28 protein-coding genes and 1 pseudogene are annotated in these 25,795 nt (G+C 62.0%); 17 read left to right on the top strand and 12 right to left on the bottom strand.

Translation table 11 applies throughout. The features are described from left to right. Nucleotides 1–524: 524 nt before the first annotated feature. Nucleotides 525–1,439, bottom strand: a complete 915-nt coding sequence (locus P6U23_RS25965) for a LysR substrate-binding domain-containing protein (protein ID WP_407175355.1) — start codon at nt 1,437–1,439, stop codon at nt 525–527. A gap of 110 nt (nt 1,440–1,549) precedes the next feature. Between P6U23_RS25965 and P6U23_RS25960 the strand changes: the two genes are divergently transcribed. From P6U23_RS25960 to P6U23_RS25935, 6 genes and pseudogenes are all read left to right on the top strand, one after another. Then, nucleotides 1,550–2,299: an SDR family NAD(P)-dependent oxidoreductase gene (locus P6U23_RS25960; protein ID WP_407175354.1), complete on the top strand. Its 750-nt coding sequence runs from the start codon at nt 1,550–1,552 to the stop codon at nt 2,297–2,299. A gap of 24 nt (nt 2,300–2,323) precedes the next feature. Next, complete coding sequence (locus tag P6U23_RS25955) at nt 2,324–3,175, top strand: transketolase (protein ID WP_407175353.1); 852 nt, start codon at nt 2,324–2,326, stop codon at nt 3,173–3,175. Further along, nucleotides 3,172–4,194 carry a transketolase family protein gene (locus P6U23_RS25950; protein ID WP_407175352.1) on the top strand — a complete coding sequence of 341 codons (1,023 nt, stop codon included), beginning with the start codon at nt 3,172–3,174 and terminating at the stop codon, nt 4,192–4,194. The genes P6U23_RS25955 and P6U23_RS25950 overlap by 4 nt, the downstream gene beginning before the upstream one ends. 444 nt (nt 4,195–4,638) lie before the next feature. Continuing rightward, the gene (locus P6U23_RS25945; protein WP_407175351.1) at nt 4,639–5,862 is read left to right on the top strand and encodes an MFS transporter; all 1,224 of its coding nucleotides are present in this window, start codon (nt 4,639–4,641) and stop codon (nt 5,860–5,862) included. Between the two features lie 615 nt (nt 5,863–6,477). Further along, the gene (locus P6U23_RS25940; RefSeq protein WP_407175350.1) at nt 6,478–6,702 is read left to right on the top strand and encodes a hypothetical protein; all 225 of its coding nucleotides are present in this window, start codon (nt 6,478–6,480) and stop codon (nt 6,700–6,702) included. A gap of 483 nt (nt 6,703–7,185) precedes the next feature. Next, nucleotides 7,186–7,595: pseudogene (locus P6U23_RS25935) on the top strand (IS5/IS1182 family transposase); the annotation flags it as partial. Nucleotides 7,596–7,821: 226 nt separating this feature from the next. Here P6U23_RS25935 and P6U23_RS25930 read toward each other — a convergent pair. Next, a complete protein-coding gene (locus P6U23_RS25930; protein WP_407175349.1) occupies nt 7,822–8,181 on the bottom strand; it encodes a hypothetical protein in 360 nt (119 codons plus the stop codon). A 75-nt stretch (nt 8,182–8,256) separates the two neighbouring features. On the opposite strand from P6U23_RS25930, the gene P6U23_RS25925 reads away from it, so the two are divergent. Both P6U23_RS25925 and P6U23_RS25920 read left to right on the top strand, forming a co-directional pair. After that, nucleotides 8,257–9,096, top strand: a complete 840-nt coding sequence (locus tag P6U23_RS25925) for a methyltransferase domain-containing protein (protein ID WP_407175348.1) — start codon at nt 8,257–8,259, stop codon at nt 9,094–9,096. 364 nt (nt 9,097–9,460) lie between these two features. Next, a complete protein-coding gene (locus tag P6U23_RS25920; RefSeq protein ID WP_407175347.1) occupies nt 9,461–9,889 on the top strand; it encodes a twin-arginine translocation pathway signal in 429 nt (142 codons plus the stop codon). Here the strand turns inward: P6U23_RS25920 and P6U23_RS25915 are convergent. Together P6U23_RS25915 and P6U23_RS25910 are read right to left on the bottom strand one after the other, a co-directional pair. After that, a complete protein-coding gene (locus P6U23_RS25915) occupies nt 9,868–11,073 on the bottom strand; it encodes an FAD-dependent monooxygenase (RefSeq protein ID WP_407175346.1) in 1,206 nt (401 codons plus the stop codon). The genes P6U23_RS25920 and P6U23_RS25915 overlap by 22 nt on opposite strands. A 14-nt stretch (nt 11,074–11,087) precedes the next feature. Next, nucleotides 11,088–11,330, bottom strand: coding sequence for a zinc-finger domain-containing protein (locus tag P6U23_RS25910; protein WP_024510670.1), 243 nt, complete (start codon nt 11,328–11,330; stop codon nt 11,088–11,090). Between the two features lie 244 nt (nt 11,331–11,574). Between P6U23_RS25910 and P6U23_RS25905 the strand changes: the two genes are divergently transcribed. Beyond that, a complete protein-coding gene (locus tag P6U23_RS25905) occupies nt 11,575–12,705 on the top strand; it encodes a hypothetical protein (RefSeq protein ID WP_407175345.1) in 1,131 nt (376 codons plus the stop codon). 47 nt (nt 12,706–12,752) lie between these two features. Then, nucleotides 12,753–13,505 (top strand): alpha/beta fold hydrolase, encoded by a 753-nt coding sequence (locus P6U23_RS25900; protein WP_407175344.1) that lies wholly within the window; start codon nt 12,753–12,755, stop codon nt 13,503–13,505. Here the strand turns inward: P6U23_RS25900 and P6U23_RS25895 are convergent. Further along, complete coding sequence (locus P6U23_RS25895) at nt 13,491–14,849, bottom strand: hypothetical protein (protein WP_407175343.1); 1,359 nt, start codon at nt 14,847–14,849, stop codon at nt 13,491–13,493. The two genes, P6U23_RS25900 and P6U23_RS25895, sit on opposite strands and share 15 nt — an antisense overlap. 293 nt (nt 14,850–15,142) lie before the next feature. Between P6U23_RS25895 and cysE the strand changes: the two genes are divergently transcribed. Then, entirely contained in the window at nt 15,143–15,970 is an 828-nt protein-coding gene (cysE, locus tag P6U23_RS25890; RefSeq protein ID WP_407175342.1) for a serine O-acetyltransferase, read from the top strand. 234 nt (nt 15,971–16,204) lie between these two features. Further along, a complete protein-coding gene (locus P6U23_RS25885) occupies nt 16,205–16,417 on the top strand; it encodes a DUF3126 family protein (RefSeq protein WP_024510665.1) in 213 nt (70 codons plus the stop codon). 3 nt (nt 16,418–16,420) lie between these two features. Here P6U23_RS25885 and P6U23_RS25880 read toward each other — a convergent pair whose 3' ends face one another. Next, nucleotides 16,421–17,152, bottom strand: coding sequence for a hypothetical protein (locus P6U23_RS25880; RefSeq protein WP_407175341.1), 732 nt, complete (start codon nt 17,150–17,152; stop codon nt 16,421–16,423). A gap of 197 nt (nt 17,153–17,349) precedes the next feature. Here P6U23_RS25880 and P6U23_RS25875 point away from each other — a divergent pair, with 197 nt between their 5' ends. After that, on the top strand, nt 17,350–17,679 hold the full coding sequence (locus P6U23_RS25875; RefSeq protein WP_024510663.1) for a DUF6949 family protein: 330 nt from the start codon (nt 17,350–17,352) through the stop codon (nt 17,677–17,679). 77 nt (nt 17,680–17,756) lie between these two features. Beyond that, nucleotides 17,757–18,287 (top strand): gamma carbonic anhydrase family protein, encoded by a 531-nt coding sequence (locus P6U23_RS25870; RefSeq protein WP_407175340.1) that lies wholly within the window; start codon nt 17,757–17,759, stop codon nt 18,285–18,287. Here the strand turns inward: P6U23_RS25870 and P6U23_RS25865 are convergent. Further along, on the bottom strand, nt 18,284–18,529 hold the full coding sequence (locus P6U23_RS25865) for a hypothetical protein (protein WP_407175339.1): 246 nt from the start codon (nt 18,527–18,529) through the stop codon (nt 18,284–18,286). The genes P6U23_RS25870 and P6U23_RS25865 overlap by 4 nt on opposite strands. Nucleotides 18,530–18,707: 178 nt before the next feature. Here P6U23_RS25865 and P6U23_RS25860 point away from each other — a divergent pair, with 178 nt between their 5' ends. Together P6U23_RS25860 and P6U23_RS25855 are read left to right on the top strand one after the other, a co-directional pair. Beyond that, complete coding sequence (locus tag P6U23_RS25860) at nt 18,708–19,196, top strand: hypothetical protein (RefSeq protein ID WP_407175338.1); 489 nt, start codon at nt 18,708–18,710, stop codon at nt 19,194–19,196. 120 nt (nt 19,197–19,316) lie between these two features. Next, complete coding sequence (locus P6U23_RS25855; protein WP_407175337.1) at nt 19,317–19,694, top strand: hypothetical protein; 378 nt, start codon at nt 19,317–19,319, stop codon at nt 19,692–19,694. 185 nt (nt 19,695–19,879) lie between these two features. Here P6U23_RS25855 and P6U23_RS25850 read toward each other — a convergent pair whose 3' ends face one another. Together P6U23_RS25850 and P6U23_RS25845 are read right to left on the bottom strand one after the other, a co-directional pair. Next, nucleotides 19,880–20,767, bottom strand: coding sequence for a dienelactone hydrolase family protein (locus P6U23_RS25850; protein WP_407175336.1), 888 nt, complete (start codon nt 20,765–20,767; stop codon nt 19,880–19,882). A gap of 382 nt (nt 20,768–21,149) precedes the next feature. Beyond that, nucleotides 21,150–21,653, bottom strand: a complete 504-nt coding sequence (locus tag P6U23_RS25845; protein ID WP_407175335.1) for a hypothetical protein — start codon at nt 21,651–21,653, stop codon at nt 21,150–21,152. A gap of 380 nt (nt 21,654–22,033) precedes the next feature. Between P6U23_RS25845 and P6U23_RS25840 the strand changes: the two genes are divergently transcribed. Continuing rightward, nucleotides 22,034–22,444 carry a hypothetical protein gene (locus P6U23_RS25840; RefSeq protein ID WP_407175334.1) on the top strand — a complete coding sequence of 137 codons (411 nt, stop codon included), beginning with the start codon at nt 22,034–22,036 and terminating at the stop codon, nt 22,442–22,444. A 457-nt stretch (nt 22,445–22,901) separates the two neighbouring features. On the opposite strand, the gene P6U23_RS25835 is transcribed toward P6U23_RS25840, so the two are convergent. The 3 genes from P6U23_RS25835 to P6U23_RS25825 form a co-directional block, all read right to left on the bottom strand. Further along, nucleotides 22,902–23,528 (bottom strand): transglutaminase-like cysteine peptidase, encoded by a 627-nt coding sequence (locus P6U23_RS25835; RefSeq protein ID WP_407175333.1) that lies wholly within the window; start codon nt 23,526–23,528, stop codon nt 22,902–22,904. A gap of 333 nt (nt 23,529–23,861) precedes the next feature. Further along, nucleotides 23,862–24,476: a PilZ domain-containing protein gene (locus P6U23_RS25830; protein ID WP_407175332.1), complete on the bottom strand. Its 615-nt coding sequence runs from the start codon at nt 24,474–24,476 to the stop codon at nt 23,862–23,864. Nucleotides 24,477–24,595: 119 nt separating this feature from the next. Continuing rightward, nucleotides 24,596–25,795, bottom strand: coding sequence for an EAL domain-containing protein (locus P6U23_RS25825; protein WP_407175331.1), 1,200 nt, complete (start codon nt 25,793–25,795; stop codon nt 24,596–24,598).

Below are 25,795 nucleotides of genomic sequence, written 5' to 3'. Positions count from 1 at the left end.
GATCGCCGATGACGAACGCGCTCTTACGCGTTGGTATGACCTGCGCCTTAATCGAGCAGCGCCTGTAAAGACACCGCCATAGCTCGACCGAAGATGCGCTCGCTCTCACGGCTTTGCGAACCGCGCTGGCGTAGACAGCGGCTGTTAGCGCTTGACATCGTGCTCCTCGCATTCCCTAAAGGCTCCTGTGTCGTTGACTACTGAGATGGCCTAGCCGCCCAACGTGCAAATCACGGGCTGCCCCTGAACATCAGCATCGAATTCGGTCTTTCACCGATGGCGAATCCTTTGCGCCTCGATCGTTCCGAGCGGTCTGCGCAGGCCAGGTCGTAGAATGCGTGGGCGCATGTTGAACCCTGGCGCGGCGCTCAGGCCGTACATCGATGATCGCTTCGGCAGGACAGATCGCGGAGCATCAGCAATGGCTCCCTGCCACACCAACGAACAATGCGTGGTCTGAGGATCTGCGCGGCCTGGGTCCTGAGGGTTGCCGTTGGGCGCAAGCGGGCGTTTGCGAAGCCAAGCTACACCAGCTCCGCACCTCGTCCAGCGGAGCCGGCGTTTTCCCGGTCGAGTTGCGCCACGAGCCAATCTGCAAAGGCTCGTACTGCCGGTCTCTGACGGCTGGCGCGGCGATAGATCAGGCGGTGGCCGACGTAACGAATGTCGTTGGCTCGTCCCGCCATCGGGGCGACCAGTCGACCGCTGGCCAGTTCCCGTTTCGCCAGGAGAGTTGATTCTAGCGCTACGCCCAGTCCCTCCGCGGCTGTCGCTATCGCCAGGAAGCTACGATCGAACCTCATGCCGTGCAGCGCAGGTGCTTCCAATCCATTCGCGGTGAACCATTGGTGCCACTGAACCTGCTTCACATCGGAGCGGATGAGCCTCTGATCGAGGAGATCGGCAGGTTTTCTTATCGATTTTGCGAGAGCGGGGGAGCAGAGCGGGGTGACCGTCTCCTCCGGGAGAGGAAGAAGCTCGAGACCCTCCGCGCGCGGCGGACCGTAGACGATATCGATATCGAAATCATCGTTGCTGAAGCGGGCGTAGTCCGTGCTTGCGGCGAGCCTAACTTCGAGCTTCGGGTAAGCGGCGAGAAACTGTGCAAGCCGGGGTGCCAGCCATTGCGCGGCAAAGCTCGGGGCAGAATGGACGCGCACCAATTGTGGTCCGCGCGCGGCGACCTCCTCGAGGCCACGGCGGAGTTGGTCTAACGCCGCTCCCGTGTGACGTATCAGGTTCTCGCGGGCCGCCGTAAGCCGTACGGATCGCGCGCTGCGCTCGAACAGAACGGTCCGGAGTGTACCCTCCAGCTTGCGTATCGCATGACTGACAGCACTTGGCGTCAGGTGAAGCTCATTCGCCGCATCGCGAAACGAGCCGGTGCGGGCGGCGGCTTCAAAGGCGCGAATTGCTGAGATGGGGACATTCGAGAGCATCGGATAAGTGAACCAGATTCATCGATACGTGACAACTGTGCGCTTGTCCCTCGGCCCTTAGCGGGTCATTCCTGACGTTGCCAAGGCAGAACAATCTGCGGGAGGAATTGATGCTGCTCAGCGGTAAGACGGCAATCATTTCGGGCGCGGCCTCCCCGCGGGGCATCGGACTTGCCACCGCCCGGCGGTTTGCGGCGGAGGGCGCTCGGGTCGCCATTGTGGATCTCGACGCCGGCGCTGCGGCGGATGCTGCGGCATCGCTGGGAAAGCCCCACATCGGACTTCGGTGCGACGTCGCTGACAAATCGTCTTGCGAGCAGACGGTTGCCCGCGTGATCGAATCCTTCGGCGGCATCGATGTTTTGATCAACAATGCCGGCATCAGCCAGCCGGTGAAGCTCCTGGAGATCTCGGCGGCCGATTGGGATCGCATTCAGGACGTCAATCTGAAGGGGGTTCTGTTCCTCTCCCAGGCCGTGATCCCTCATATGCGCGCACGGAAGTCGGGATCGATCGCATGCATGTCGTCGGTCTCCGCCCAGCGCGGCGGCGGAATTTTTGGCGGTCCGCACTATTCGGCCGCGAAGGCCGGCGTGCTTGGTCTCGGCAAGGCGATGGCCCGCGAGTTCGGCCCAGACGGCATCCGCGTCAATTGCGTCACGCCCGGCCTGATCGGCACCGATATCACGGCGGGCAAGCTGAGCGATGAGATGAGGGCGAAGATCCTGGAAGGCATTCCGCTCAATCGTCTCGGTACGGCAGAAGACGTCGCCGGCATCTATACCTTCCTGGCGTCGGATCTCTCCGCCTACGTCACCGGCGCCGTGATCGACGTCAACGGCGGCATGCTCATCCACTGAGCGAGCGCGACAAGGTCTAGATCGATGGAAACGCCGACCAATACGCTTACCAACACCCCCACGTTGGCGCACCGCGCCTACAACATTCGGCGCAATGCGCTGCGGATGGGCGAAGTCCAGGGGCAGGGCTATATCGCGCAGGCGCTGGGCATCTCCGACGTTCTCGCCGTGGCGTACTTTCACGCAATGCGCTACCGGCCGGAAGATCCGTCCTGGGAAGGACGCGACCGCTTCCTTCTCTCCAACGGGCACTACGCCATCGCGCTCTACGCGGCTTTGATCGAGGCGGGGATCGTTCCTGAGGAAGAACTCGAAACCTATGGCAGCGACGAGAGCCGCCTTCCGATGTCAGGTATGGCCTCCTACACGCCCGGAATGGAAATGTCGGGCGGATCGCTCGGCCTTGGGCTGAGCATCGCCGTTGGCATGGGCCTGGGGCTCAAGCGCAAAACATCCGAGGCGCGGGTGTACACGTTATTCTCGGATGGTGAGCTCGACGAGGGCTCGGTCTGGGAGGCCATCCAGTCGGCGGGCCATTACAAGCTCGACAATTTGATCGGCATCGCCGACGTCAACAACCAGCAGGCGGACGGTCCTTCCACGGAGATCATGGCGTTCGAGCCGCTGGTCGACAAGCTTCAGGCCTTCGGCTGGTTCGTGCAGCGCGTCGATGGTAACGATCTCGATGCTGTGCTTGCTGCGTTCGACGTCGCCAAGTCTCATCCCGAGCCAAAGCCGCGGATGATCCTCGCTGACACGTTGATGGGCAAGGGTGTTCCGTTCCTAGAGCGGCGCGAGAAGAACCATTTCATTCGCGTCGAGCAGCATGAATGGCAGCTCGCGCTTGCCGCGCTGGAAGCCGGGAAGCAGGCATGAAGACCGTCAGAACAGCCCCGCAGCAGGGGAAGCCGCGCCTGACCACCTCAGCCATGATCGCCTCGATTGCCGCGGAGGGACAGAAGACGAAGACGGCGCCGTTCGGACACGCCCTCGTCGAGCTCGCACGCAGCAGCCCTGATGTGATCGGCATGACGGCCGATCTCGGCAAGTACACCGACCTGCACATCTTCGCGAACGAGTTTCCAGACCGCTACTACCAGATGGGCATGGCCGAGCAGCTGTTGTTCGGTGCCGCCTCAGGCCTAGCCGCCGAAGGGTTCATGCCGTTCGCGACCACTTACGCCGTGTTCGCCTCGCGGCGGGCTTACGATTTCATTCACCAGACCATCGCGGAGGAAGACCGCAACGTGAAGATCGTCTGCGCCTTGCCGGGCCTGACCTCGGGGTACGGGCCGAGCCATCAGGCCACCGAAGATCTCGCGCTTTTTCGCGCCATGCCAAACATGATGGTGATCGATCCCTGCGATGCCCATGAAATCGAGCAGCTGGTGCCCGCTATCGCGGCCTATCGCGGGCCGGTCTACACCCGCCTGCTGCGCGGCCAGGTGCCGGTCGTGCTGGACGAATATGATTACAAGTTCGAGCTCGGCAAGGCCAAGCTGATCCGCGACGGGAAGGACGCCCTGATCATCTCATCCGGCATCATGACCATGCGTGCGGTCGAGGCCGCGCAAACGTTGAAGGAGGACCGTGTCGACACCGCCGTGCTGCATGTTCCAACCATCAAGCCGCTCGACGCCGAAACGATCTTGCGTGAAGCGAGAAAACCGGGCCGCCTTGTCGTTGTTGCCGAAAACCACACAGTGATTGGCGGCCTTGGCGAGGCAGTTGCCGCAGTTCTGATGCGCTCAGGCGTTCATCCACTTTTCCGCCAGATCGCGTTGCCCGACGAATTTCTTGATGCCGGTGCACTTCCGACGCTGCACGACCGCTACGGGATTTCAACCGCAGAGGTCACAAGTCGGATCAAGCAGTGGCTTTCTTATCGGCCATGAACGCGGCCAGACCGATTGCTGTGGGCACTTCATGAGACCCGGGTACCCTCTGCACGGGCGCAATCAAGCGACTCTCGAACAGAGCTCGGCCTAGCCGACGCTCGATCCCAGCGAGTTAAGCAACTTACCCTATATCCTCAGCAGCTCTCGCTCTGGAAGTTCACTGGTCCTATTCACCCGGTCTATTCTCTCATTCACAATGCCGAGGCCATTCTCGCGCTGATGTGCGGTTTGGAATATGTGCGGTTTGCGACAAGCCTGTCCGGATTTGTTGTGCGTCCGACAACAATGGAAGATCTCGAAACCCGCCCGGTTGTGGGGGCGCTTGCTCCGCCGTGACCGGCTTTCAAGAAGGGTTCGGCGCGTCTCCTGTCCGCGCTCTGAGGCAAACCAACGGGGAACACCTGGTAGCGGCATCGTACTTGCAACCAGCAACGCGTCTACTTGACGAAATCAACCTCAATTTCCGCGGCGCGCAAGAAGCGCCCGACGCCGCGCGCGATGCCGTTCTGTCCGGAGTGCCCTTTGATATTATCCGCCAATCGGCCAGACGGCTTGCTCGCGACGCGACTAGCATTTTTTGTTGCTGGATTTGGCCTGTCGACGTGGGCGCCTTTGGTTCCGCTTGCGAAGGCCCGGCTCGCGGTCGATGATCGCGTGCTTGGTGAACTGCTACTCTGCCTCGGCGTTGGATCGGTTACCGCCATGCTTTTGGCCGGCATGATGACCACGCGTTACGGCTGCAAGTCCATTATCCTCGCGGGTGGGGTCGGTATTGCGCTCGCGCTACCCTGGCTTTCTGTCGCCAGTACCCCCCTGGAACTTAGCATGGTGCTGCTTGCTTTCGGAGCCTCGCTTGGGGCAATCGATGTAAGCATGAACGTTTGTGCGATGGACTTGGAGCGTGTCGCACATCGTCCGTTGATGTCCGGCTTTCACGCCCTGTACAGCATCGGCGAAGTCACTGGGTCTGCGGGTATGACCGCCTGCCTCTCGCTGCGGATTGGCTCACTCGTTGCAACCTTTGTTTGTTCTGGGCTGATCGCAACTGCAATGATGGTGGCTTGGCCGCGGTTGCATGCAACATCTCGGATGCACCAGGGACCATCGTTCGTGTTTCCACATCGCAACCTTTTGCTCTTAGCGGCGTTTGCCGCGGTTACTTTTCTTGTCGAAGGCGCGATGCTCGACTGGAGCGGGTTGCTTCTCGTTGACCGGGGCCTTGTCGCGGTTGCCGATGGGGGCGTTGGTTATCTGCTGTTTTCGGTTGCGATGACCGCAGGGCGACTCAGTGGAGACGCCGTCGTGACGCGAGTGGGTGACCGCGCCACAATCATGTTCGGAACTCTGCCGATCATGACAGGGTTCGCGGCTCTACTTGTCGCGCCCGTTGCGGTGATTGCCGCGAGCGGATTTCTGCTTATCGGACTGGGTGCATCGAACGTTGTGCCGGTGCTTTGCCGCCGCGCCGGCAAACAGAAATCGATGCCGGCTGGGCTTGCAATCACTGTAATCACGACAGCTGGTTACGCGGGTATGCTCTTTGGTCCCGCTGCCGTCGGCTTTATCGCCAATATAGCCGGCTTGCCTTTGGCGTTCGCCCTGCTAGGCGGCTTGATGTGCATGGTGACGCTTTCGGCTCGGATGGTCATTGTAGATCCGACGTGAGTGCGGTTCGAGGCGCGGAGTTTCGAGAGACTCGTTGCGCCGGAAAAGCCGTTAAAGCTGCGGGGCAGGAGCAATGGCCTAATTCCTGCAGGATTCTCGGAAGGGAGTGGCCGGGCAACGAGGATGGGCTCGTATCGGTTCGGATGTCCCGAGCGCCGGTCGCTAATTCACTGTTAGAAGCTGAGACAACGAAATCGGTCATCCAAAGATGGCTCAGGGAAGAATTGTAATTGGTCAAGCTGACTCGAGAGAGCCAACGCGTGTTCGTCAAACTGCATTTGCGTCCACTGACATCTGCGCCGGCCTTAATCCCTGCTGTGAGCAGCAGTCTAAACCACTGGCGATGAGTCTCCAATTTCGCCCCGCCGTCCAGCACTTGAAAGTGTGGAGCGCAACTGACGCCGGCTTTTCGTTCGTCATTACCTATGAGAGCCCGACCGGCCCCGGTTTTCATGGACGTGCCGGCTACGTGGCGTCATGGCGCCAACTTGACCCGAGGCGCGGCGCTATCAAGATCGGCGGTTCGCCCTTCAGAACGTTCGCTGAGGCTGTGCAGGGTTGCAACGAGGTTCTGGGGCACTTGGTGCGGCAAAACTGAAGTGACGCTCGGAGCCAATGGCGGCCGGGGATCGCTCATCATGGGCGGCCCCAGAGCGCGTAAATGGGGCGACTATGAAAGACATGCAGGCGCATTTGGGGCAGTCTAAGGATTTGCTCAATGTCAGCACCTTTGAAGCAAAGAGCAAGATCATTCTTGAAGCATCGAAAGCCGCCTTTGAAAAGCATGAGAACAAAATCGAAGAGTACATCGCGGGACTCGAGGAAGTGTTCGAGGATTGAAGAGTCGGCGGCCCGCAAGACTTGCGGGATTTGAAGGGCACGAACAACAGCATGAACGACGTCGCCTGCTCGCGTGCGGCCAGTGCCTGGAGCCTCTCCGATAAGTCAAATCGCGATTGACGAGAAACGAGGCGCTGGCGCCCTGGGAGGCATTGTTGCAGCTGTCCGCTCGGACGTGCCGCCGGCCGATTGGCGCGGAATTGCGGCCGGCAAAAAGAGCTTGCCCTCCGCTCACGTCTCCGCAGCCAAGGCAGCACTCGGCAATCCGATTGGACAGATGCCGCCGGCCAGCAACTCGCCTCGCGAAGTTGCGGGGCAGGGAACAGCCGTGGGGCGCACCAGCAGCTCAAGCGGCCACTCGTCTAAGAGGATGCACCGGTGAGGAGGCAAAGTGGTGCGAGATGGAGCAGCTTGGCGTGCGTGACCGGCGAGGTCCCTCGTTCAGAGCGGTCGGTTTCGCGGCAGCAAGTCGACTCATGGAAGGCGCTGCCTGACAATCCCCGTGATAAACATACGCTCGGCGACGTTATCGTCAGCGCCGAGACGCTCACCGGCTGTCCGGTCGAGCGCGCCCATGACAAGGGCTATGGAACGTCACAAAACCGAAAACCCGCGTCCTGTCTTCATCTCCGGCCAGGAGCGCGGCGTCTTGGGAGTGATCAAAGCGAGCTCCGCCGCCGCTCGGCTATCGAACCCGCAACCGGTCACATGAAGACCGACGGCACTTCAGTCGTTGCGGTGTCAAGCGTCGTCACGGCGATGCGGCCAACCTTCTTAGAGCCGGCCACAACCACCGGCTCGTCCTCCCTTGGCTGAGGCTTCTGTCGCGCCTAATCCCGAACGTCCTGTCGTACCTCCTCGCCGCTCCAGCCGCGATCAAATCGGGTTCTTAACGCAAACCCTTGCTGAATGGTCGAGGCCACGGCCATCGGTCAAACTGTTAATGCTTTATTGCCGTCTCAGCATTCCAGCGTGTATGCCATCGCGACGGCCATGACGGCGCCGAAAGGTTTTCCAATTCTCCCTTCGTTCCGGCACGTTGAGGCCGAAAGCGCGATCGTGTTTTCCAAAAAAAGCCAGAGCTTTCAAGAGTCGCAAGGCATTTTAAGTCCCTTGCGTCTACCAATTCCGCCACGTCCGCGATGTTGATTTGCATAGCTTTTTTGCCTTTTCGCCGCAATTGTTTTGCAGAAAATCCCCCGTGTTTTGCAACACCGTGGCGGCACCTGAACGGCCTGGGTCCGTCGGCCTTGGCTGAAGATGGATCTGGTTGATCCCGACGACCTGCCCGCGCAGGCGGGCATGGCGAGCCGCATTGATTTGCTCGCGATCAGGTTGTGGGCTAAAAACGCCTTGGGATGTTGGAGAGGCTGCTGCTGTGGCCAACGTCCTAGGCCGTCCGAGATCGAGACTCGATTCACCTAAACGAAGTGGCTGACGGCCATTTTGCAGCCCCGAAACATCGTAATGATCGGACATTCCAGGGGACCCAACCGATAGCCGGCAAGGTTCGCATCAGTGCTGAAATCAGGCTGCTGAAAAGAGGGGCCAACGATGGCGATCGGGCTCGGCGCACTGGAATATCTGGCCGAAATGGGCTTGCTCACGCCGTCGACGCGCATGCTCGATGTTGGCACGCAAAATCTCTACAATGCGGCTCCGGAGCGCATCACCGCATTCCTTCGGAAATTCGGCCGCTCGCTCGAACCGCTGCAGATCGAGGAGGCGGCGGGACGCATATCGCGCGCCTCAATCGTGCGCCCAGGCGAGCGAACTGCCTTTCTTGCCGATCTGCTTGATCTCACCGAAATCGACTATGTTGGCTATGACGTGTGCCCGGCGCCACGCACCGACATCTTTGATCTAAACAACGACCACATTCCACGTGATCGGCGCGGGAAGTTTGATCTCGTGCTTAATTTCGGGACCACGGAGCACGTTGTCAACCAGTTGAATGCGTTCGAAGTGATCCACGATGCACTGCGTCTGGGCGGGGTCGTGATGCATCAGCTTCCGAGCGTCGGTTATGTCGATCACGGATACTTCAACTATAATCCGCTATTGCTCAACGACCTCGCCCAAATCAATCGTTATGAAGTCGTTGATCGCTTTTACACGGCGGCCGGAAGTGGGGGCTTCCATTCTGATGGTCTCGATGTTCGCGATCCCGACCACATGAACACGGCACACAGCGCCGGCGCGCCGCAGACACTCCCGAACTTCAATGTCAATTACGTGCTGCGCAAGACAGTGGCCGAGCGGTTTCGCATCGGCCTTGAATTGCGTACGACCCACGCGACGTTAGCGGAACAGGTTGCCAAGAATTATCGCGACGCGCCACAGCGCAGCGCTGCAAGTCTCATCAAGCGCAAACTTAAATTCTGGCATGGCTGATACGCTGCACGGCGACAAGCGCGGTGATGACTCGGGGCGACCGTCGGCGGCGCCTCTTTGGGGCGATCCTCATGCCCACATTGCTCGACTGCGATCCGTGTTGGATTAATCGCAGGTATAGTTTTTCCTTCGGGTGACTGATCGCTCCGACTCCCGCGTCGGCTGCTCGCTTGGTTCGATCCGGCCGTTAGCCAAACAGATCATGCTAGACAAATCAGAGAGTTGGCGCATTTTCCGGAGTGGATTTGAGAGCGGCAACTGTGCCGCATGCCCGGGGGCGCTGAGGTGCTTCGCCCGCCAGCCTCAATCCGGACATGAGCGGCTGCTTTAGCGAATGTCAATCTTATCGATTTACGAACCGGTTATGGCCGCACGCGCATCCTCTTTGTCCGCTTTGCTGAGTTTGCTTCGTCCCGCCGCGGGGGCGGCGCTGCTGATGCTACCCGTCACGCTGGCGGGTTGCGCGAGCGTGGGCGAGAGTGTGAGCACGGGCTTTGCCGATCCCGCCAAATACGAATTGTGGGACTGCAAGCAGTTGGAGCCGGAGCGCAAGAATCTCGCCAACCGCGCCGCCGAACTGGAGGGCCTGATGGCCAAGGCCCAGACCGGCACCGCCGGACCGGTGGTCGCCGAACTGGCGTATCGCAACGACTATATCGCGGTGCGCGGTCAGGCCAAGTTTGCCGAGGAAGCCTGGCGCAAGAACAACTGCCATGAAACGCCCCCGGCCGCGCCGGCAACGCCCCCGGCAAAGCCCGCGCCCCCGCGCGGTCACGTCAGCCGCCAGTCATAAATCCAGTTTTGCCGTGCGAGCATCCGCTCGGGCCCCATCGCCTTGATCGTGAGATCGCGCGCCAACGCGATCGGCCCGGCGAGATGATAGATGCGGCCCTGCTTGGCCGCCAGCCGCTGCACCCGTGCGACCCGCGCGCGGCGCAGCCGTCCGTAGTGCTTGAATGCCGCCGCGACCTGGGCTGAGGTCTCGCTCGGCCCCTCGCTCAACGTTTTCGCAAGCACCGCTGCGTCCTCGATCGCCATACCCGCGCCCTGCGCGGCGAAGGGCAGCATGCCATGGACGGCATCGCCGAGCAGCGCCACCGCGCCCTGATGCCAGGCGCAGCCTTCCGGCATGGTGAACAGCGCCCATTTGCGCCAACCGTCGACCGCGGCGATCAACATGCGCACGGGACCCGTCCAGCCCGAGGCTTCGAACGCGCTCCGCAATTCCCGCTCGTCACCCCCGGTGCTCCAGCCGGGCCGGTTCCACTTTCCCGGCAAGACCGCCACGAGATTGATCTGACGTCCCGCCGAAATCGGGTAGGCGACCAGATGCGCCTTCGGTCCCATCCAGAGCTGGACACGGGGGGCGGTGTACTCGCGGGGCAATTGGTTTGCATCGAGCGTGCCACGCCAGGCGATCAGCCCGGAAAACTGCGGCTGCGCGTCGGGGAACAAGTGGTTGCGCACGGCGGACCAGACCCCGTCGGCACCGATCAGCGCCAGCCCGACGTCCTGGCGGCGATCGTTGCCAGTGCGGTGAACGACCGTGAGCCCCTTGGCATGGGCTGCGAGATCCTCGAACTGGCAGCCGAGCTTGAGCTCGATATCGGGATGGTCGGTCACCGCATCCGCCAGCGCACTCTGCAGGTCGGCACGATGGATCACCCAATAGGGCGCACCGGCCCGCTCGCACGCCGCCTTGCCAAGAGGCACGCGCAAGAGTTCGCCGCCGGCGCGCACGCTCATGATCGAGATCGCCTCCGGCGTCACCGCGCGGCGGCCGAGCCGGTCCTTCAAGCCGAGATCGATCAGGATCCGGCTGGCATTGGGCGAGAGCTGCAGGCCGGCGCCGACTTCCTCCAGCCGCTCGGCCTTCTCCAGAACGACGACGCGAAATCCCTTGTTTGCGAGCGAAAGCGCCGCCGTGAGCCCCCCGATACCGGCACCGGCGATGAAGATGGTGCGGGATGCAGCCACCGGATGAGGTTAGGTCAGGCGACGTCCTTCAGGACGCACTCCGGCGGGCGGGCTTCGCCGGCCTTGAGATCGGGCGCAAAACGGTACAGCGTCGAACAGTAGGGGCAGATGATCTCGTTGTCGTTCCCGAGATCGAGAAAGACATGCGGATGATCGAACGGCGGATTCGCACCGACGCACATGAACTCCTGCGACCCGATCTCGATGACGGGCACGCCGGCATCGTTATGGAAGTGCGGGACGACATTATCGGACATCGAATTCACCTTAAGTGGCAATGGTAACGGACGCAATCAATGCTGCGCATGGCGGAAGTCGCCGCGCACCCCTGACCTGCGGATGGATTGATTCCTTATTAGCCCGTGGCCACCCATTTGTTCATGTAAATTCGACACAATCTTGTCCTCTCAGAGAAGCCCTTCTTTCGTCGGGGCCGTTGTGTCGCAAATTCGGCACACTATTTAGAAGCTCGCGAAAAGGCGGCAAAACCCCAGGTTTTGGATGAAACGAGGACGTCTCGGTACGGCATTGCTATGCGTCACGGTCAGCGCAGTTCTGTGCGTTGCGCTGTGGCCGCATGCGCGCCAAGCGGGGGCCGTTTTGGCCGCGCAGGATGATCCGTCAACTCTGTCCAATCTTCAGCTCGATTCTGTGTTGCGGAACAACCAGACGGTCATAGCGCAGAATATCGACGCGGCGCTGGCCGCGGGCGACGCCGACCTCGCCAACAGTTTTGTCGAGCTGGCGAAAGAGAGAGACATCTCCCTCTCCGATGACATGGCGCGCCGGGTGGCGGAGGCTGTCGCGGAGGAAAACTCCAGCGCGCATTTCGCCAAGCGTTTTGCCACGGGGCTTGTAACGGGTGAGGCCGACGATGTCGCGAGCCTGTCGGGCACGGTGACGGGTGACCTCTTCGTCTTCGGCGACGTTCGCGACATCCTGCGCGAGGGCAAGCATCTGGTGATGGGCGAGGATGCCGACCGCCTGGTGCTGGGCCTTGCGGCCGCCGGTCTTGCGGTGACCGCAGCGACCTATGTATCGGTCGGCGGGACGGGACCTGTGCGCGCCGGCCTTTCCCTGGTGAAGGACGCGCGCAAGATCGGCCGGCTGGGCGAGGGGCTTGCGGAATGGGCCGGCCGTTCCACCCGCGAGATCGTGGATACGCCGGCGCTCGAGCAGGCGGTGGCCTCAGGCTCCATGCTGCGGCCGGGCCAGACGGCCGGCGCGATCCGCGCGGCCTTCCGCACGGAAAAGGCTGTCGCGTTGGTAGCGCTTGCCAAGGATGTCGGCCGCGTCACCGAGAGAGCCGGCACGCGTGGCGCTCTGGACACGCTGAAGATCGCCGAAGATCCAAAGGATGTCGCACGGGCCGCGCGTCTGGCGAAAGCGGAGGGTGGCCGCACCCGTGCGATCCTGAAACTCCTCGGCCGCGGCGCACTGCTGCTCGCAAGTGGCGCGTTCGATCTCGCCCTGTGGCTATTCGGCGCGCTGATGGCGCTGTTCGGTTTCCTGTCCTCGATCAAGGCGACCACCGAGCGGGCGACCCAGGCCTTACTCGACCGCGGCAAGAGGCGGCGCCTGCACAAACAGAGGGCCGCCGCCGCTCTGGCGAACGGAACGGCGCGCGCCTAACTTCAACAAGCCTCCACTTTCCACCCCGCAAAAAAATGGAACGATTGATGCCGAGCTTCCACAACGGCGCCGTCGAAATTGCCTATCTCGATGAAGGCGAGGGCGATCCCATTCTGCTCGTGCACGGCTTTGCGTCGACCAAGAATGTCAATTGGGTTTACCCGACCTGGGTCTCGGAATTGCGCAAGAACGGCCGCCGCGTCATTGCGCTGGACAATCGCGGTCATGGCGAATCCGAAAAGCTCTACGATCCCGCGGACTATTCCATTCCGATGATGGCGAGCGACGTGGTCGCGCTGATGGATCATCTCAAGATCGGGCGCGCCGATGTGATGGGCTATTCGCTGGGCGCGCGAATGACGGCCTGGCTCGGCCTGAACCAGCCGGAACGGCTGCGCTCCGCGATCCTGGGCGGCATCGGGATGGCCATGATCGAGGGCGGTGGCCCTGGAGAAAATGTGGCGCAGGCGCTGGAGGCGCCCTCGCTCGACGACGTCGGCGATCCCGTGGGGCGCACCTTCCGGGCTTTTGCCGATCAGACCCGCTCGGACCGGCGGGCGCTCGCCGCCTGCCTGCGCGGCTCGCGTGGCCTGATGAGCCGGGAACAGGTTTCGGCGATCCACGTGCCGGTGCTGATCGCGGTCGGCACCGCCGATGAAGTCGCGGGCTCGGCGGAAGAGCTCGGAGAGCTCATCCCCGATGCCGAAGTGCTCGACATTCCCAATCGCGACCACATGCGCGCGGTCGGCGACAAGGTCTACAAGACCGGCGTGGTCGATTTCCTGTCACGGCGCGCCTAAGTCGTCGCTCAGCTCACTGTCATCATCGGTAAAGAACCGCGATGCCGCGATCAGCGCGGTGAACGTCGCGATCCACACCAGCCGCGCGCCATAACGGTCGTGCGGTCCCGATATCACGCCGCAGATCATGGCGTTGCCGAGCAGCGCGAAGGTGACCGTCGCCGCAAGCAGGGTCGAATCGTCGAACCGGCGCCGCCACGCGCCGTAGCCGAACAGCGAGAGGACCACGAGCATCGAGGCCAGCGCCACCGGAACATGCAGCCAATTGACGGCAGAAAAATTGATTTCCTTGCGTTGCTGGCGCGCGGCGTCCATTTGCCTGGTCTGTGAGGGGATGTAGCGCTTGATGATGCCGTAGGTGTGGCCGAGCCATTCAGTGCAGCCTTCGCCGGTGGCGACATGGAGCAATTGCTGCGCGGTCGCTTTCAGCGCAGCCTCCGCCTGCCAGGCCGGATAGTCGGCCAGCGAATGGGTGACGATGTAGCCCATCTCGTCGTCGAGCCCTGCAAAACGGCCGAGCTTGTCGAACATGCTGTGGCCCCAGAGAAACTGATCGCCGGTGGCCGGAAGCGCGTCGCGATAGGGACAAAGCTTGAAGTTCTGATGCGGGCAGTGGTCGTTCAGGTAGCGCGCGACGATGCCGTCCTGCAGCATCCGCCCGAAGGCGACGCCATAGCCGCCCGGCGTCCATGCCCATTGTCCCGATAGCGCATGGTTGGCGGCAAGCAGCATCATCGCGCCGCTCGCGATTGAAAGCATGCCCTGCAACAGTCCCGATAACGCGATGCGCCTACGCAGCAAGGGCTTGGCGATCAAGCCGAGCAGGCACAGCCCCAGCAGCACGCCAAGCGTCGCGCTGTGGGTGGCGGCCGAAAAGGCGATGAAGACGAACAACGACGCCTTCTCGATCGGCGAAATCTTCTCCCCCTGCAGCACCAGGATGAACAGCGCCAGCACCGAAAGCCCGGAAAAAATGTCGGTCAGGAGCATGCTGGAAAGCCAGGGCAAGGCCGTGGTCAGGATCAACAGCAGACCGATCCAGAGCAGCCGAAAGGGCTGGGCGAGACCGAGCACGCGCAAGGTGAGCTGCAGGATCCAGAAGGTCGCGAGCGCCTGGATGCCGAGGTTGATCCAGAAATCCGAGCCTTCGCCAAAGTGCAGATAGAGGCCGAATACGGTGGAGCGGCTCGGGACCAGGTAGCCCTCATACCAGCGCGCGAGATAGCCGCCGGTATCGAATTGCAACAGCGGATAACCGTTCCACAGCGCCGGCGCGATCAGAAAGGCGGGAATGACGACCGCAGCGATCCATATCGCGCCGGTATCCGCCAGGCGCGCGCGCAAAACCTTGGTATTGATGGTGAGTCTCCCCTGTTTGCCTCACCATGCCGGGAATGGCGGGCCAGCCGAAATACCCCAATAGTCGCACGACGCCGCCTTGATTTCACAAAACGGCTGACCAAGTTGTAGCAACCTGCTTGGCCGAGGCTGTCTTTTCCGACCAAGAAAAAGGGCCGTTTCAAGGTTCTGGCCGCTACCGGAAACGGGAGGCTGCTATTCGCCTTTGCGGGAGCCGTGAGACTCCGTTAGGCGGCCGTGCTATAAAGCGCGGCAAACGAAATTTGCGAGGCTCACCCATGGCAATGCACCATGCCAATCCGCAGAGCGGGCGACTGGCGGCGCTGGACCCGATCTGGGGCCGCGTCCGCAGCGAGGCGGAGGACATCGTCCGGCAGGAGCCGGAGCTTGCCACCTTCATCTTCTCCACGGTGCTGCATCACGACCGGCTCGAGGATGCCGTCGTCCATCGTCTCGCCGACCGTCTCGACCATTCGGCGATTTCAGGCGACCTGATCCGCCAGACCTATGACGAGGCGCTGCGCGATGATCCGGATTTGGGCAACGCCTTCCGCGCCGATCTCGTCGCGGTCTATGACCGCGATCCTGCCACCTCGCGCTTCATCGATCCCTTGCTCTACTTCAAGGGCTTTCATGCGCTGCAGACCCATCGCCTTGCGCATTGGCTCTATCGGAAGGGACGCAAGGATTTCGCCTATTATCTGCAGAGCCGCTCCTCTGCAGTGTTCCAGACCGACATCAACCCGGCGGCGAAGATCGGCCGCGGTATCTTCCTCGACCATGCTACCGGATTCGTATGCGGCGAGACCGCTGTCGTCGAGGACGACGTCTCCATCCTGCATGGCGTCACGCTCGGCGGCACCGGCAAGGAGAATGAGGACCGCCATCCAAAGATCCGTCACGGTGTGATGATCGGGGCAGGGGCGAAAATTCTCGGCAACATCGAGATCGGCCACTGCGCACGGATTGCCGCAGGCTCGGTGGTGGTGAAGCCGGTGCCGAACAACGTCACCGTCGCCGGCGTTCCGGCCAAGATCATCGGCGAGGCCGGCTGCGCCGAGCCGTCGCGCACCATGGATCAGATGATCAACGCATTGGGTCTCTAGAGGATGTTTGCAAGTGGTATCCGGCATATCTTTTCTGCCGGATAACACTGGCGGTTCACGTCGTCCCGTCCTAAAACCTCCCCGGAAATTCATGGACATGATCCGGACCCGGAGGACCGCGCTAGCGCAAGGTGGGTATCGGTTTTCCGAAGAGATCATGCGCCGATAACGAAAGAAGAGCGAGATGACTTTCGGTCGAAAGCCATCTCGCGCGAGATCCGATTGGAGACTGCCGTGGACGTTCAAGAAGTCAGGAAGCTAGACGCCTATCTCAAGCGCGTGTTCGGCAATCCCAAGATACGCGTGGTGCCGCGGCCAAAGAAGGACGATTCGGCCGAGGTCTATATCGGCGAGGAGTTCATCGGCGTTCTTTTCGTCGATGACGAGGATGACGACCGTTCCTTTCAATTCCAGATGGCCATCCTCGAGGACGATCTCGTCGAATAGGCGCTATCCCGCGCCGTGCAGTTGCACGGTCAGGCGGTCCATCGCTTCCGCCACATCGCGCCACTGCGCGAGCCAGCTTCGCGGGAAGCGAAAGATGAGGTCGGCGCCGCCGACGCGGCGCTCGCTCAGGCACATGCCAGGCGTCGAGCCGTCACGGGTGCAGCGCGCGCTGAGACTTCGTGCAGCGAGGGTTTGCGCAGTGAGATTTGGCGGATCGGCGGAGAACAGATCCTCGCCGCTGTAGGGTGTGCCGTCGCGGAACGCGCGCATCGTCAAACCATTGTCGAGTGCCGTGGTCGTCTCCGCGAGGTAGCGCGGATAGATCGTGCTCACTCTTGCGTCGGGCGAAAGCGCATCATGATGGGCCGCGATGGACACGAAGATCCGGTCGATCGGCGGCATCGCGTCCTCCACCATCTCAGCGGTGACGTGTTTGGGCGCGGGCGGCTCGAGGGACGGGAAGGCGAAGCTGAGGTCGACGCGCTCCTGTGGCCCGGTGCGTCGCTGGATCTTTATCCTGATAGCGGCGGTGGGAACGTTGAACAGCGTGCCGCCAACGCTGACTGGCAGCCGTGTGGGATCGCCGGCGCTTTGCGTTCGCCAGGTCGGCCACAACAGATAGACCACCAGCCCAACCGCGGCGGCCGCGATCGCAAGACCCGAGATGATGGGAAGCAGATGGCCGCTCTTGCGCCAATCGCGTGCGCTGGAGAGCACTACCGGAAACACAGCCATGAACGAGACATCGTGAGGGAAACGAATCAGCGCGGCGACTATGCCACGCGATTGCGATTTCCGAGAGGCTTGCGCGGAGAGGGGCCATGCAGCCGCCGTTTTCGCTGTTAACCTTTTCTTAAGGATGATGTAGCGTCGCCGCGCCAATTCTGCGAAGGCTGGGTGGCGGGTTGGTTTGTGTTGCGGATGAGTGTTCGATGTCGCCGGAAGCGTTGAATTCCCTGTTCGCCGTTTGCATCGGCTTTGCATTGGCGGGCGCCTTGACCAGCGGATATCAGCTCATGACGGAGCGGCCTGCCGGCTTTGGCCTGCTGCAGGAGGGGGTCACGCCGAGGCGCTTCGCCGCCGTGCCGTTCCTGGTCTTTGCGGCGCCTTTCATCATCATGCGCAACACCCTGCTGGGTATTCAGGTCGAGCGGCGCCGCTTTGAATTCGTGATGATGGCGACCGTGATTGCCGGGTTCTGGAGCATGATGTCCGGAACCTTTTTCCTGATGACGCTGCGCGCCGCCGGCGTGCTCGCTTAAGTCGGCCAGCACGCGTGGGGCGCGCTTGAAAGCGCGCTTTGCTTTTGCCAAGTTCTCCGCAACAGAAGGAGAACTTCATGGCGATTTACGAGCTGGACGGGCAGGCGCCCGACCTTCCTGCCGATGGCGATTATTTCATTGCGGAAACCGCGACGGTGATCGGCAAGGTGCGTCTGCACAAGGGAGCGAGCGTCTGGTTCGGCGCGGTGCTGCGCGGCGACAATGAATGGATCGAGATCGGCGAGGGCTCGAATGTGCAGGACAATTCGACCGGCCATACCGATCTCGGCTTTCCGCTCACCATCGGAAAGAACTGCACTGTCGGCCACAATGTCATTTTGCACGGCTGCACGCTGGAAGACGGCGCGCTGATCGGGATGGGCTCAACCGTGATGAACGGCGCGAAGATTCGCCGCGGCAGCATCGTCGGCGCCGGCGCGGTCATCACCGAGGGCAAGGAGTTTCCCGAATATTCGCTGATCATCGGCGCCCCCGCGCGCGTGATCAGGACGCTGGATCCGGCGCAGGTCGAGCGCATGGGAAGTGCGGCACGCTTCTATGTCGCCAACGGTCCGCGGTTCAAGAAGGGCTTGAAGCGGATCGGCTAGCCGCCGGCTCCGCGCGCTCGCTTCTTGGCTGCGCTCTTCGCGCGCACGCCGGACTTTGCCGGCGGCTCCTGCAGGCGAGCGCTCTTGCGCAAGGCATCTTTCAGATCGACCGGAACGCCGTGCTTCTTAAGCAGGTCGGCGAATGCCTCGTCCGCCAGCTCCTGCAGCGTTCCCATGCGGTCCCGCGCCAATTGCTTGAGCTTGTCGTAGGTATCCTCGTCGAACTCGATCAATTTGCGCATGGTAGCCATCTCTATGGGTGCCGACGCTGACCCAGGCAAGGCGAACAGGAATGATCGACCGGGTCAAGCTGCCTTTCCTGTCTCGAGCGGCGGTGCGCTGACCTCGCATTCTCGTGTTGCCGACGCCTTGTAGGAACTGCGGGCGCGGTGCGCTGTTGGGGCAGAGAGGGAGAGACCCATGTCCCGATCAATCCCCCGATCAATCCGTTTCGCATCGATGCTCGCGGTCGCAATCCTCGCCGGCTGCAATTCCGCTTTGGCGCAGGGTGGCGGAGGCGGAGGTGGTGGTGCGGGTGGCGCCGGCGCAGGCGGCGCGACAGGAGCAGGCGGCGCAGCCAGTGGTCCGTCGGCAGGAAGCCCGAGCGCCGGCACTGCGGGAGCAGGTACGCAAGGCATCAACGGCGTGCCGTCCGGTCCTGCAAATGCGGCCGGTTTGAATAATTCCGGCAATGATGCGAGCGGGGCCGGCAATTCGCCGCGGGGCACCAACGCCGCAGGCACCGCGCAGTCATCGGGTGGCGCCCCGAATGCGGGGGCGAGCGCGACCACAGGATCGGCTGCTCCCCGCAGCAGCGGGACCGCTCCCGACACGCAATATGACTCGGCGATCGATTCGCAAAATCAATCCGTCGATCGCAAGGTGAAAGGCATTTGCCGCGGCTGCTGACGGCTTTCCTTTTGCTCGCCGAGAATTGAGCAGGGTCAAGCTGGGCTTATAACACTCATCATAGATATCTTGCCGTCACGTCGTGCCGCATAAGCGGTTGTCGACGAGGCAGGAGAATGAATGATGAGTATGTTGCGTAAAACCATGATCGCCTTGTTGGCGACGGCTTCGATGGCCGTCGTTGCGCCTGACGCCGCTTCGGCGCGCGGCGGGCATGGTGGCTTTGGCGGCGGCTTTCATGGTGGCGGTTTTCATGGCGGCTTCGGTGGTTTCCATGGTGGTGGCTTCCATGGCGGCGGCTTTCACCATCATGGTTTTGGCTTCGGGCCCGGACTAGCGTTGGGGCTCGGTGTCTACGGGCCCTATTACTATGGCTATCCCTATTATGATGACCCCTATGTCGGCTACGGCGATTACTCCCCCGGCTGCTACATCGTCCGGCACCGTGTCCATACGCGCCACGGTTGGCGCTACCGCACCGTCCAGGTGTGCGAGTAATTGTTCTTCCGAACATCGAACGTGTAGAGCGAGCGCGTAAATCGGGTGGATGGGTTGAGTGCAGGCGAAACCCACCAGACGATTGCCCAAGCACGATTGCTCAAGCGGGATGAGTATCGTTACCCTCTGCGCATCTACGACTTCGCGCGAGCGGCATGTGTCGCCGCTCGCCAGCCGGCCGCGGCTTAGCTCAGCACGTTGTATTTCTTGAACCAGGCCTGCATCTGATCCCAGGCATCCTCCGCCGCTTCCTTGCGGTAGCTCGTCCGATAGTCGGCGTGGAAGCCGTGCGGCGCGCCCGGATAGATCTTGAACTCGGCGGTCTTGTGGTTTGCCGCCAGAGCCGCCTTCAGCGCCTCCACCTGGGAGACGGGAATCCCGGTGTCGGCTTCGCCATAGAGCCCGAGCACCGGCGCCTTCATGTCGGGCGCGAGTTGGGTCGGGCTCTTCGGCCAGACCGGATTGGGCGGATCGACCGGCGGACCGTAAAAGGCGACCCCGGCCTTCAGCCCGCCATTGTGCGCGGCATATTCCCAAACGGTTCGCCCACCCCTGCAGAAGCCGATAATGCCGAGCCGCGTGGTATCGCCCCCCTGCGACTTCGCCCAAGCCACCGTCGCATCAAGGTCGGACAACAGCTCCGCGTCGGGCTTCGCGTTCACGATCGGCAGCAGCTCCTTGATATCGGTAATCTTGGTGAGATCGACTCCCTTGCGAAAATAGTAATCGGGCGCCACGGCGAACGCGCCGAGCTTGGCCAGGCGCCGCGTGACATCCTTGATGTATTCGTGGAGGCCGAAAATCTCCATCGCAACCAGGATCACCGGCGGGTTGCTCACGCCCGCGGGGCGCGCGAAATAGCCGGGCATTTCGCCGTCGCTGACCTTGATCTTGGTCTCGCCCGCCTGCAGGCCATTGGTGTCGGTCTTGATGACGTCGGCGCGCACGGGCCCGGTGGCGAGCGTATAGCCGGCGGCCACCGCGGCGGAGGCGGTCATGAAGCCGCGGCGCGAGAAAGGTGCGGGCTTGGTCAGTCCGATCACGTCGGACGTCATGGTGGTTTCGGCGCTCATCGATTTGTCCCTCAAGCTGCATGATCCGGAAAAGGCGGGTGCCGGTTTTCCGGAAGGACCATGCGCGATCAAAGCTGAGAAGCGCGATCGATCCCCTCGCGCTCCGGCGCCGCATTCACGAGCAATTGAGTGCGAAACGCAAATCACCAGCCTGCGAGGCCGGCGAACAAAAAACTCGAACGGACGGGAATAAAGGCGCGAGGCACCGACAAAAATAAACAAGGCCGCCGGCGCAGTATGCCGCCGACGACCTTGCCAGCCCCGGAAATTGAAATCGGCTCACGCCTTCCGGTAACGGGATCATGCCCCGGATTACCCCGGAGAAGTGTGACCTGGTTCACAATGGGTGCAAAAAATTGCAAGCCGAGCGGGGCGCGGCGCCTCAGCTCCGGGGCTTGGCGGCTGCCGTCCTCACGGAATGAACCCGGCGCGAGGCCCTGCGTCGCGGCGTCGGCGGGCTGGACGGCTCGGAAGCGGATTGTGCGCTCGCAAAGGACTGCCGGAGGCTGTCCACCGCCTCGCTCAGGCCGGCGACCTGGCCGGAGAGGCGCTTGGCATCGGCCTGCTGGGCGGCGAGTTGCTTGCGGACCTGCTGGAGCTGATCCTGGACAACCTGCAACTGGTCGATCGATTCCTGCTGCGTGACCTCGAGCCCCCTAGTTTTCTCGACCAACTGCTGAGAAACCTGCGCGGCGTGGGCCTGCTGCAACTGCCGGGCGGCCATGGCGCGGTCGGTTTCGGGGGAGGTCCCGGTGTGAGCGCGCCAAAGCGCCATCGCCGCCGCGCTGGCGAGAATGACCATAAGCGTGACGGCCGCGAGGGCGATCGGCTGCGTGCCAATCCGTGTGGCGTTTGGGCTTGTGTCTTCGCGTGCGAGTTCAATCATGAGATGCAAGCCCCCATTGAACTGAACGTTGCCGACTGTCGCGCCAGCGGTGGGTCTCACCCAAGCCAAGCGATTCGAGAGTGTTTCCCGGCGCAAATTAAGCTTTCGGCAAGGAATCCGACAAAACCGAGGCTGGGCCGTTGCGGCAGCCACGAATGGAGGCCCTTCACGGTATTTTGTTACCGAGTGCGCCGCGCCGGTAAGGGGGAGGACAGGTGGGAACAGGATCGAAGTAATCGATCAGACCGGCCGGAAACCTGCAGTCAAGTGACAGTTCCCGATATTTTGTTACTATCCTGCTGCTGGGTTGTTCCATTGGGTATCGGAAGGATTAACCTATGAGTAGCAGCGAGCAGGTTCACAGAGTCACTCCCTTAGACTTGGCTAAACTTGAATCCGACGTCACGGCGGCACTTCCAGGGCAGACGTCCCTGCCATCGGTTCGCGCGCCGTCCGTTCAAACCGACTCCATGCCGGACTATGTCGAGCACCAAGACGGCGTTCCGCGCGTCGGCGCGCTCAGTGCGGAGGCCGTGGTGCGCGACTATGAGGCCGCCGCGAAGGAAATCGAGGCGATGGGCGCCGAGCTGATCAGCGCGGCGCAGAAGTGCGAGGCGATGACGGCCGAGGTGCACAATGCCATCGCCTATATGCGCGAGACGGCAGCGGCTTATCGGGAAGAAGCCAAGAAGATCTTCAAGCGCATCGAGGATTGCACGATCTTCACCGAGGATGTCCGCAAGACCTGCGAGACGGTGAAACGTCGCATTGAAAGCAGCAGCGATACTTAAAGCGGGTTCAGCGAAACCTCCTTCGCAGGGGCAGCCGTTGGATTTGCAGGTTGTTGGGCCGCAATGCGTGGGGTCGGGTGTGAGGGGGCCGGGTTGGCGATCGCTGGACGCCAGCCGGGGCGCGCGTATTTTTCTTTCGTCTTTTCGTTTCTTCGCATTTTAGTCATTTCGAGCATGATCCGGTTTTCCGCAAATATCATGCCCACGCAAAAACCTCGGAGCGCGATGATGATTCAACCTGATCTCATCGCGCTTCTAGCCGCGAAAACTTGCATTTCGTCTTAACTGGCCGGGCCAAGGGGCTCTTGCTTCACAGGTTTTCAGCCTCTGGCTTCCAGCACCACAAAAGGGTGCGGCCAGGCTTTGGGGGAAGCCTGGCCGCGCGCGAACCGGTCTGGGACGGGGAGGGGTGGGGATGTGACCGGATCGCGTAACTCCTAAGCCTTGTGTGTGGATCTCAGCGCCCGTCCCTGGCGCTGGCGGTCGCGACCGCCGGACGGCCATCGCCGAGCGAGACCCAAACGTTCGGATCGCTTTGCGACTGACGCTTGACGAAGCGGTAGCCGGTCTCGGTCCAGGCCACGACGTTCTCGTTTTGATTGTCGAGAATGAACTCGCCCTTGTCGGTCTTCACCGTCAGCACAGCGTGACCTTCGCCTTTCTTGTCGCGCACGACTGTGATCAGCAGCGCCTGACGCGGCCAGCCGGCGTCGACCAGCATCTTGCGCTTGAGCAGCACATAATCCTCGCAATCGCCGTAGCCGTCGGTCGGGAGCGACCATTTCTCGATCACGCCCCAATGTTCCATGTCGGTCATCGGCTTGACGGTCTCGTTGACCCAGCGGTTGACCTTCAGCAGGTCGCGCCAGGCCGCCTGCGACAACACGATGTCGCGCGGCTCGCTCTGGCCGCCCTGGCATTCGCCCGGATTCTCCGCGCAGAACTCGACCCAGCCAATCGGTGCGCGCGTCGTGTCACCCAGGCTCGCGTAGAGCACGCGCTCGTCGCCCGCATGAGCTTTCGCGCCGATGGAGAGCAGGACGGCGATCATCGCCAGTCCCTTTGCCTGTCCCCTGAAGTCCATTGTGGCCCCCGTTTTTTTGTTGGGACCACGCTTCGCACAAAGGTTTTGCGGTGCCGCTAAGCAGGCGAAGTACAATTGAGATGAATGAAAGTAAAAACTGCCGACAAATCGATGTAGACTTGAGCATTATTCGAATAAAATTTGAAATGATCGCAATTGTATAAAATTTTATCTATTAAGCTCTCAGGTGCGGCCGTTACGGCCTTTTTCTTCGTTTCTGCGGGGGTGCATTAACCGACTGCGAGCGAGGGAAATCCGCCCCGACCAAGCATGCGCAGGCGAGCGGCGCGTGCGCGCCGCGGCAAAACCTGACGATTTGCGGGGACCGCGCCTTTACCGCGCGGTAACGTTCTCTTCGAGAGTTTCCGCCATCTGCTGATGGACGAACTCGATGGCAAAGCCATCCTCGAGGTTGCGCACCACGCGGGCCTGGACGCGGCCGAGCATGACCAGCGAGCGCAGCGGCGGACGGGTCTCCGCGGCAATCGCGGCGCCCGACAGCGACATATCGATGATGCGGCAGGTCATCTTGCTGCCGTCCTCGAGCGTGAGCACCGCGATCGGGTTGCGCGGGATGATGCGATCGTGCCGGCGATCCTCCGGCAGATTGAGAATGTCGCGATTGGCGAGCCAGGTGAGCTGGGCCGCAAGCTTGTCGCGCTTGCGGGCGGTTGCCGCGACCGTCATCGCAAAACCATTGTCGATGATGCGGGTGATCTTGCCCTCGACCCGGCCGATATGGTCGAGATAGGCGATGACGCGGTCGCCGACATTGCCGATCCCGGGCGCGAGCAATGCGAGCCCGCCGGGCGACATATTGATGATCTGGCAAGGAAATTCGCGGCGATCCGGCAGCATGTAGCGGCCGAGCAGGTGCACCTTGACGCGCTGAAAGCGCCGACGCTCTTCCGTTGCGGGAAGAATGGATTTCTTGTTCGCCAACGCCATCGTTGCACCCGACCACCGGCGGCCCGGTGTTGAAAGACCCTACGTCCGACAGGGTTAATGGGTGGTTAGCGGTGGTTGCGTGAGGTGTGGGCGTCGCCCAAACCTTGCGATCGGCGACCTCAGCCGGGAGCCACGCGAGGGGCACGCGCGAATTTCTGGGAGCTGACCGGCTTGCCGAACAGAAAACCCTGCGCTTGATCAAAGCCCAACTCATGGGCGGCACGGAAGTCGGCGCGCGTCTCGATGCCCTTGGCGACGACGCGTGCGCCATAATTGCGGGCGAGATCGATGATGCCCCGGCACACCACCTGCTTGAGCCGGTCCTCGGCGCAGCCGGTGACGAATTGGCGGTCAACCTTCAGTTCGACGAACGGGAAGATCGCAAGCCGCCTCAATTCCGGCCATTCGGCGCCGACATCGTCGACCGAGATGGCGAGATTGCGAAACCGGAGCTGCTGGGCGATATCCACCACCAGATCGCCGTTGCGAATGATGTCATCGCAGTTGATCTCAACCAGCAGACCGCCGAATGCCGGATGGCTCGGCAGCTTCCGGCAAAGATCAAGCACCCCGGGACGGTCCTTCAGAAACGCCAGCGGAAGGTTGATCGAGATTTCGACCGGACCGCGCTCCTGCACGAACATATGCCAGTCTTCCACGGCGCGGCTGACCACGAACTCGGAAAACCGGCGGAAGCTCAAATCCCTGCTGTCCGGAATGAAGTCCGCGGGCGAAACGACACCCCACGCGGGGTGGCGGATGCGGACAAGCGCTTCGGCGCCGCTCGGCTGCAACGAGTGGACGTCGATCTTGTGCTGATACCACAATTCCAGCCAGCCAAGCTTGAGTGCTTCGGCGACGTCGACCACGGGGCTGGGCGCGGCTCCCGGAGCAAGAAATCCGGCAACGCGCCCGCGCAGCACCTCGACACTGAAAGGCGTGGGCAGCATCGGCAGCATGGCAAGGCCGAGCTCATTGCAGAGCTGTCGGACGGCCTGGACCAGAACCGAATGAGCCGGCCCGATGGCAAGCACCGAGCCCGCAAACTCGGCATCGGCGAGAACACGTAGAATTTGACTGATCTCGACGCCGTCACCGCCGGAGATTCCCAGCACCACGAGATCCGGCGCCGTCTCCATGATGCTGGCCGGCTCGGCGGGGCAGGGGCTGGCAATGAATCCGAGTTCGCCGAGCGTCTCCAGCAGGAAAGCCTGGTTATGCTTCTTGCTGTCGACGATGGTGGCGCGCGGCACGACCTTGCGGCGCCCAAATGTTGAACGCTTCGTTACTTTCGCTTCCGGCCCTGTGTCTCCGATCAT

Source organism: Bradyrhizobium sp. STM 3562 (assembly GCF_045571435.1).
Taxonomy (GTDB): domain Bacteria; phylum Pseudomonadota; class Alphaproteobacteria; order Rhizobiales; family Xanthobacteraceae; genus Bradyrhizobium.
Note: the sequence above shows the minus strand (reverse complement) of the source record. Positions and strands in the feature narration are given on the sequence as shown.

Coding starts and splice junctions, on each gene's coding strand:
- P6U23_RS25965 (WP_407175355.1), bottom strand. CDS start 1,439: ATGCTCTCGAATGTCCCCATCTCAGCAATTCGCGCCTTTGAAGCCGCC.
- P6U23_RS25960 (WP_407175354.1), top strand. CDS start 1,550: ATGCTGCTCAGCGGTAAGACGGCAATCATTTCGGGCGCGGCCTCCCCG.
- P6U23_RS25955 (WP_407175353.1), top strand. CDS start 2,324: ATGGAAACGCCGACCAATACGCTTACCAACACCCCCACGTTGGCGCAC.
- P6U23_RS25950 (WP_407175352.1), top strand. CDS start 3,172: ATGAAGACCGTCAGAACAGCCCCGCAGCAGGGGAAGCCGCGCCTGACC.
- P6U23_RS25940 (WP_407175350.1), top strand. CDS start 6,478: ATGGCGGCCGGGGATCGCTCATCATGGGCGGCCCCAGAGCGCGTAAAT.
- P6U23_RS25930 (WP_407175349.1), bottom strand. CDS start 8,181: ATGTCCGATCATTACGATGTTTCGGGGCTGCAAAATGGCCGTCAGCCA.
- P6U23_RS25925 (WP_407175348.1), top strand. CDS start 8,257: ATGGCGATCGGGCTCGGCGCACTGGAATATCTGGCCGAAATGGGCTTG.
- P6U23_RS25920 (WP_407175347.1), top strand. CDS start 9,461: ATGGCCGCACGCGCATCCTCTTTGTCCGCTTTGCTGAGTTTGCTTCGT.
- P6U23_RS25910 (WP_024510670.1), bottom strand. CDS start 11,330: ATGTCCGATAATGTCGTCCCGCACTTCCATAACGATGCCGGCGTGCCC.
- P6U23_RS25905 (WP_407175345.1), top strand. CDS start 11,575: ATGAAACGAGGACGTCTCGGTACGGCATTGCTATGCGTCACGGTCAGC.
- P6U23_RS25900 (WP_407175344.1), top strand. CDS start 12,753: ATGCCGAGCTTCCACAACGGCGCCGTCGAAATTGCCTATCTCGATGAA.
- cysE (WP_407175342.1), top strand. CDS start 15,143: ATGGCAATGCACCATGCCAATCCGCAGAGCGGGCGACTGGCGGCGCTG.
- P6U23_RS25880 (WP_407175341.1), bottom strand. CDS start 17,152: ATGGCTGTGTTTCCGGTAGTGCTCTCCAGCGCACGCGATTGGCGCAAG.
- P6U23_RS25875 (WP_024510663.1), top strand. CDS start 17,350: ATGTCGCCGGAAGCGTTGAATTCCCTGTTCGCCGTTTGCATCGGCTTT.
- P6U23_RS25870 (WP_407175340.1), top strand. CDS start 17,757: ATGGCGATTTACGAGCTGGACGGGCAGGCGCCCGACCTTCCTGCCGAT.
- P6U23_RS25865 (WP_407175339.1), bottom strand. CDS start 18,529: ATGCGCAAATTGATCGAGTTCGACGAGGATACCTACGACAAGCTCAAG.
- P6U23_RS25860 (WP_407175338.1), top strand. CDS start 18,708: ATGTCCCGATCAATCCCCCGATCAATCCGTTTCGCATCGATGCTCGCG.
- P6U23_RS25855 (WP_407175337.1), top strand. CDS start 19,317: ATGATGAGTATGTTGCGTAAAACCATGATCGCCTTGTTGGCGACGGCT.
- P6U23_RS25850 (WP_407175336.1), bottom strand. CDS start 20,767: ATGAGCGCCGAAACCACCATGACGTCCGACGTGATCGGACTGACCAAG.
- P6U23_RS25845 (WP_407175335.1), bottom strand. CDS start 21,653: ATGATTGAACTCGCACGCGAAGACACAAGCCCAAACGCCACACGGATT.
- P6U23_RS25835 (WP_407175333.1), bottom strand. CDS start 23,528: ATGGACTTCAGGGGACAGGCAAAGGGACTGGCGATGATCGCCGTCCTG.
- P6U23_RS25830 (WP_407175332.1), bottom strand. CDS start 24,476: ATGGCGTTGGCGAACAAGAAATCCATTCTTCCCGCAACGGAAGAGCGT.
- P6U23_RS25825 (WP_407175331.1), bottom strand. CDS start 25,795: ATGATCGGAGACACAGGGCCGGAAGCGAAAGTAACGAAGCGTTCAACA.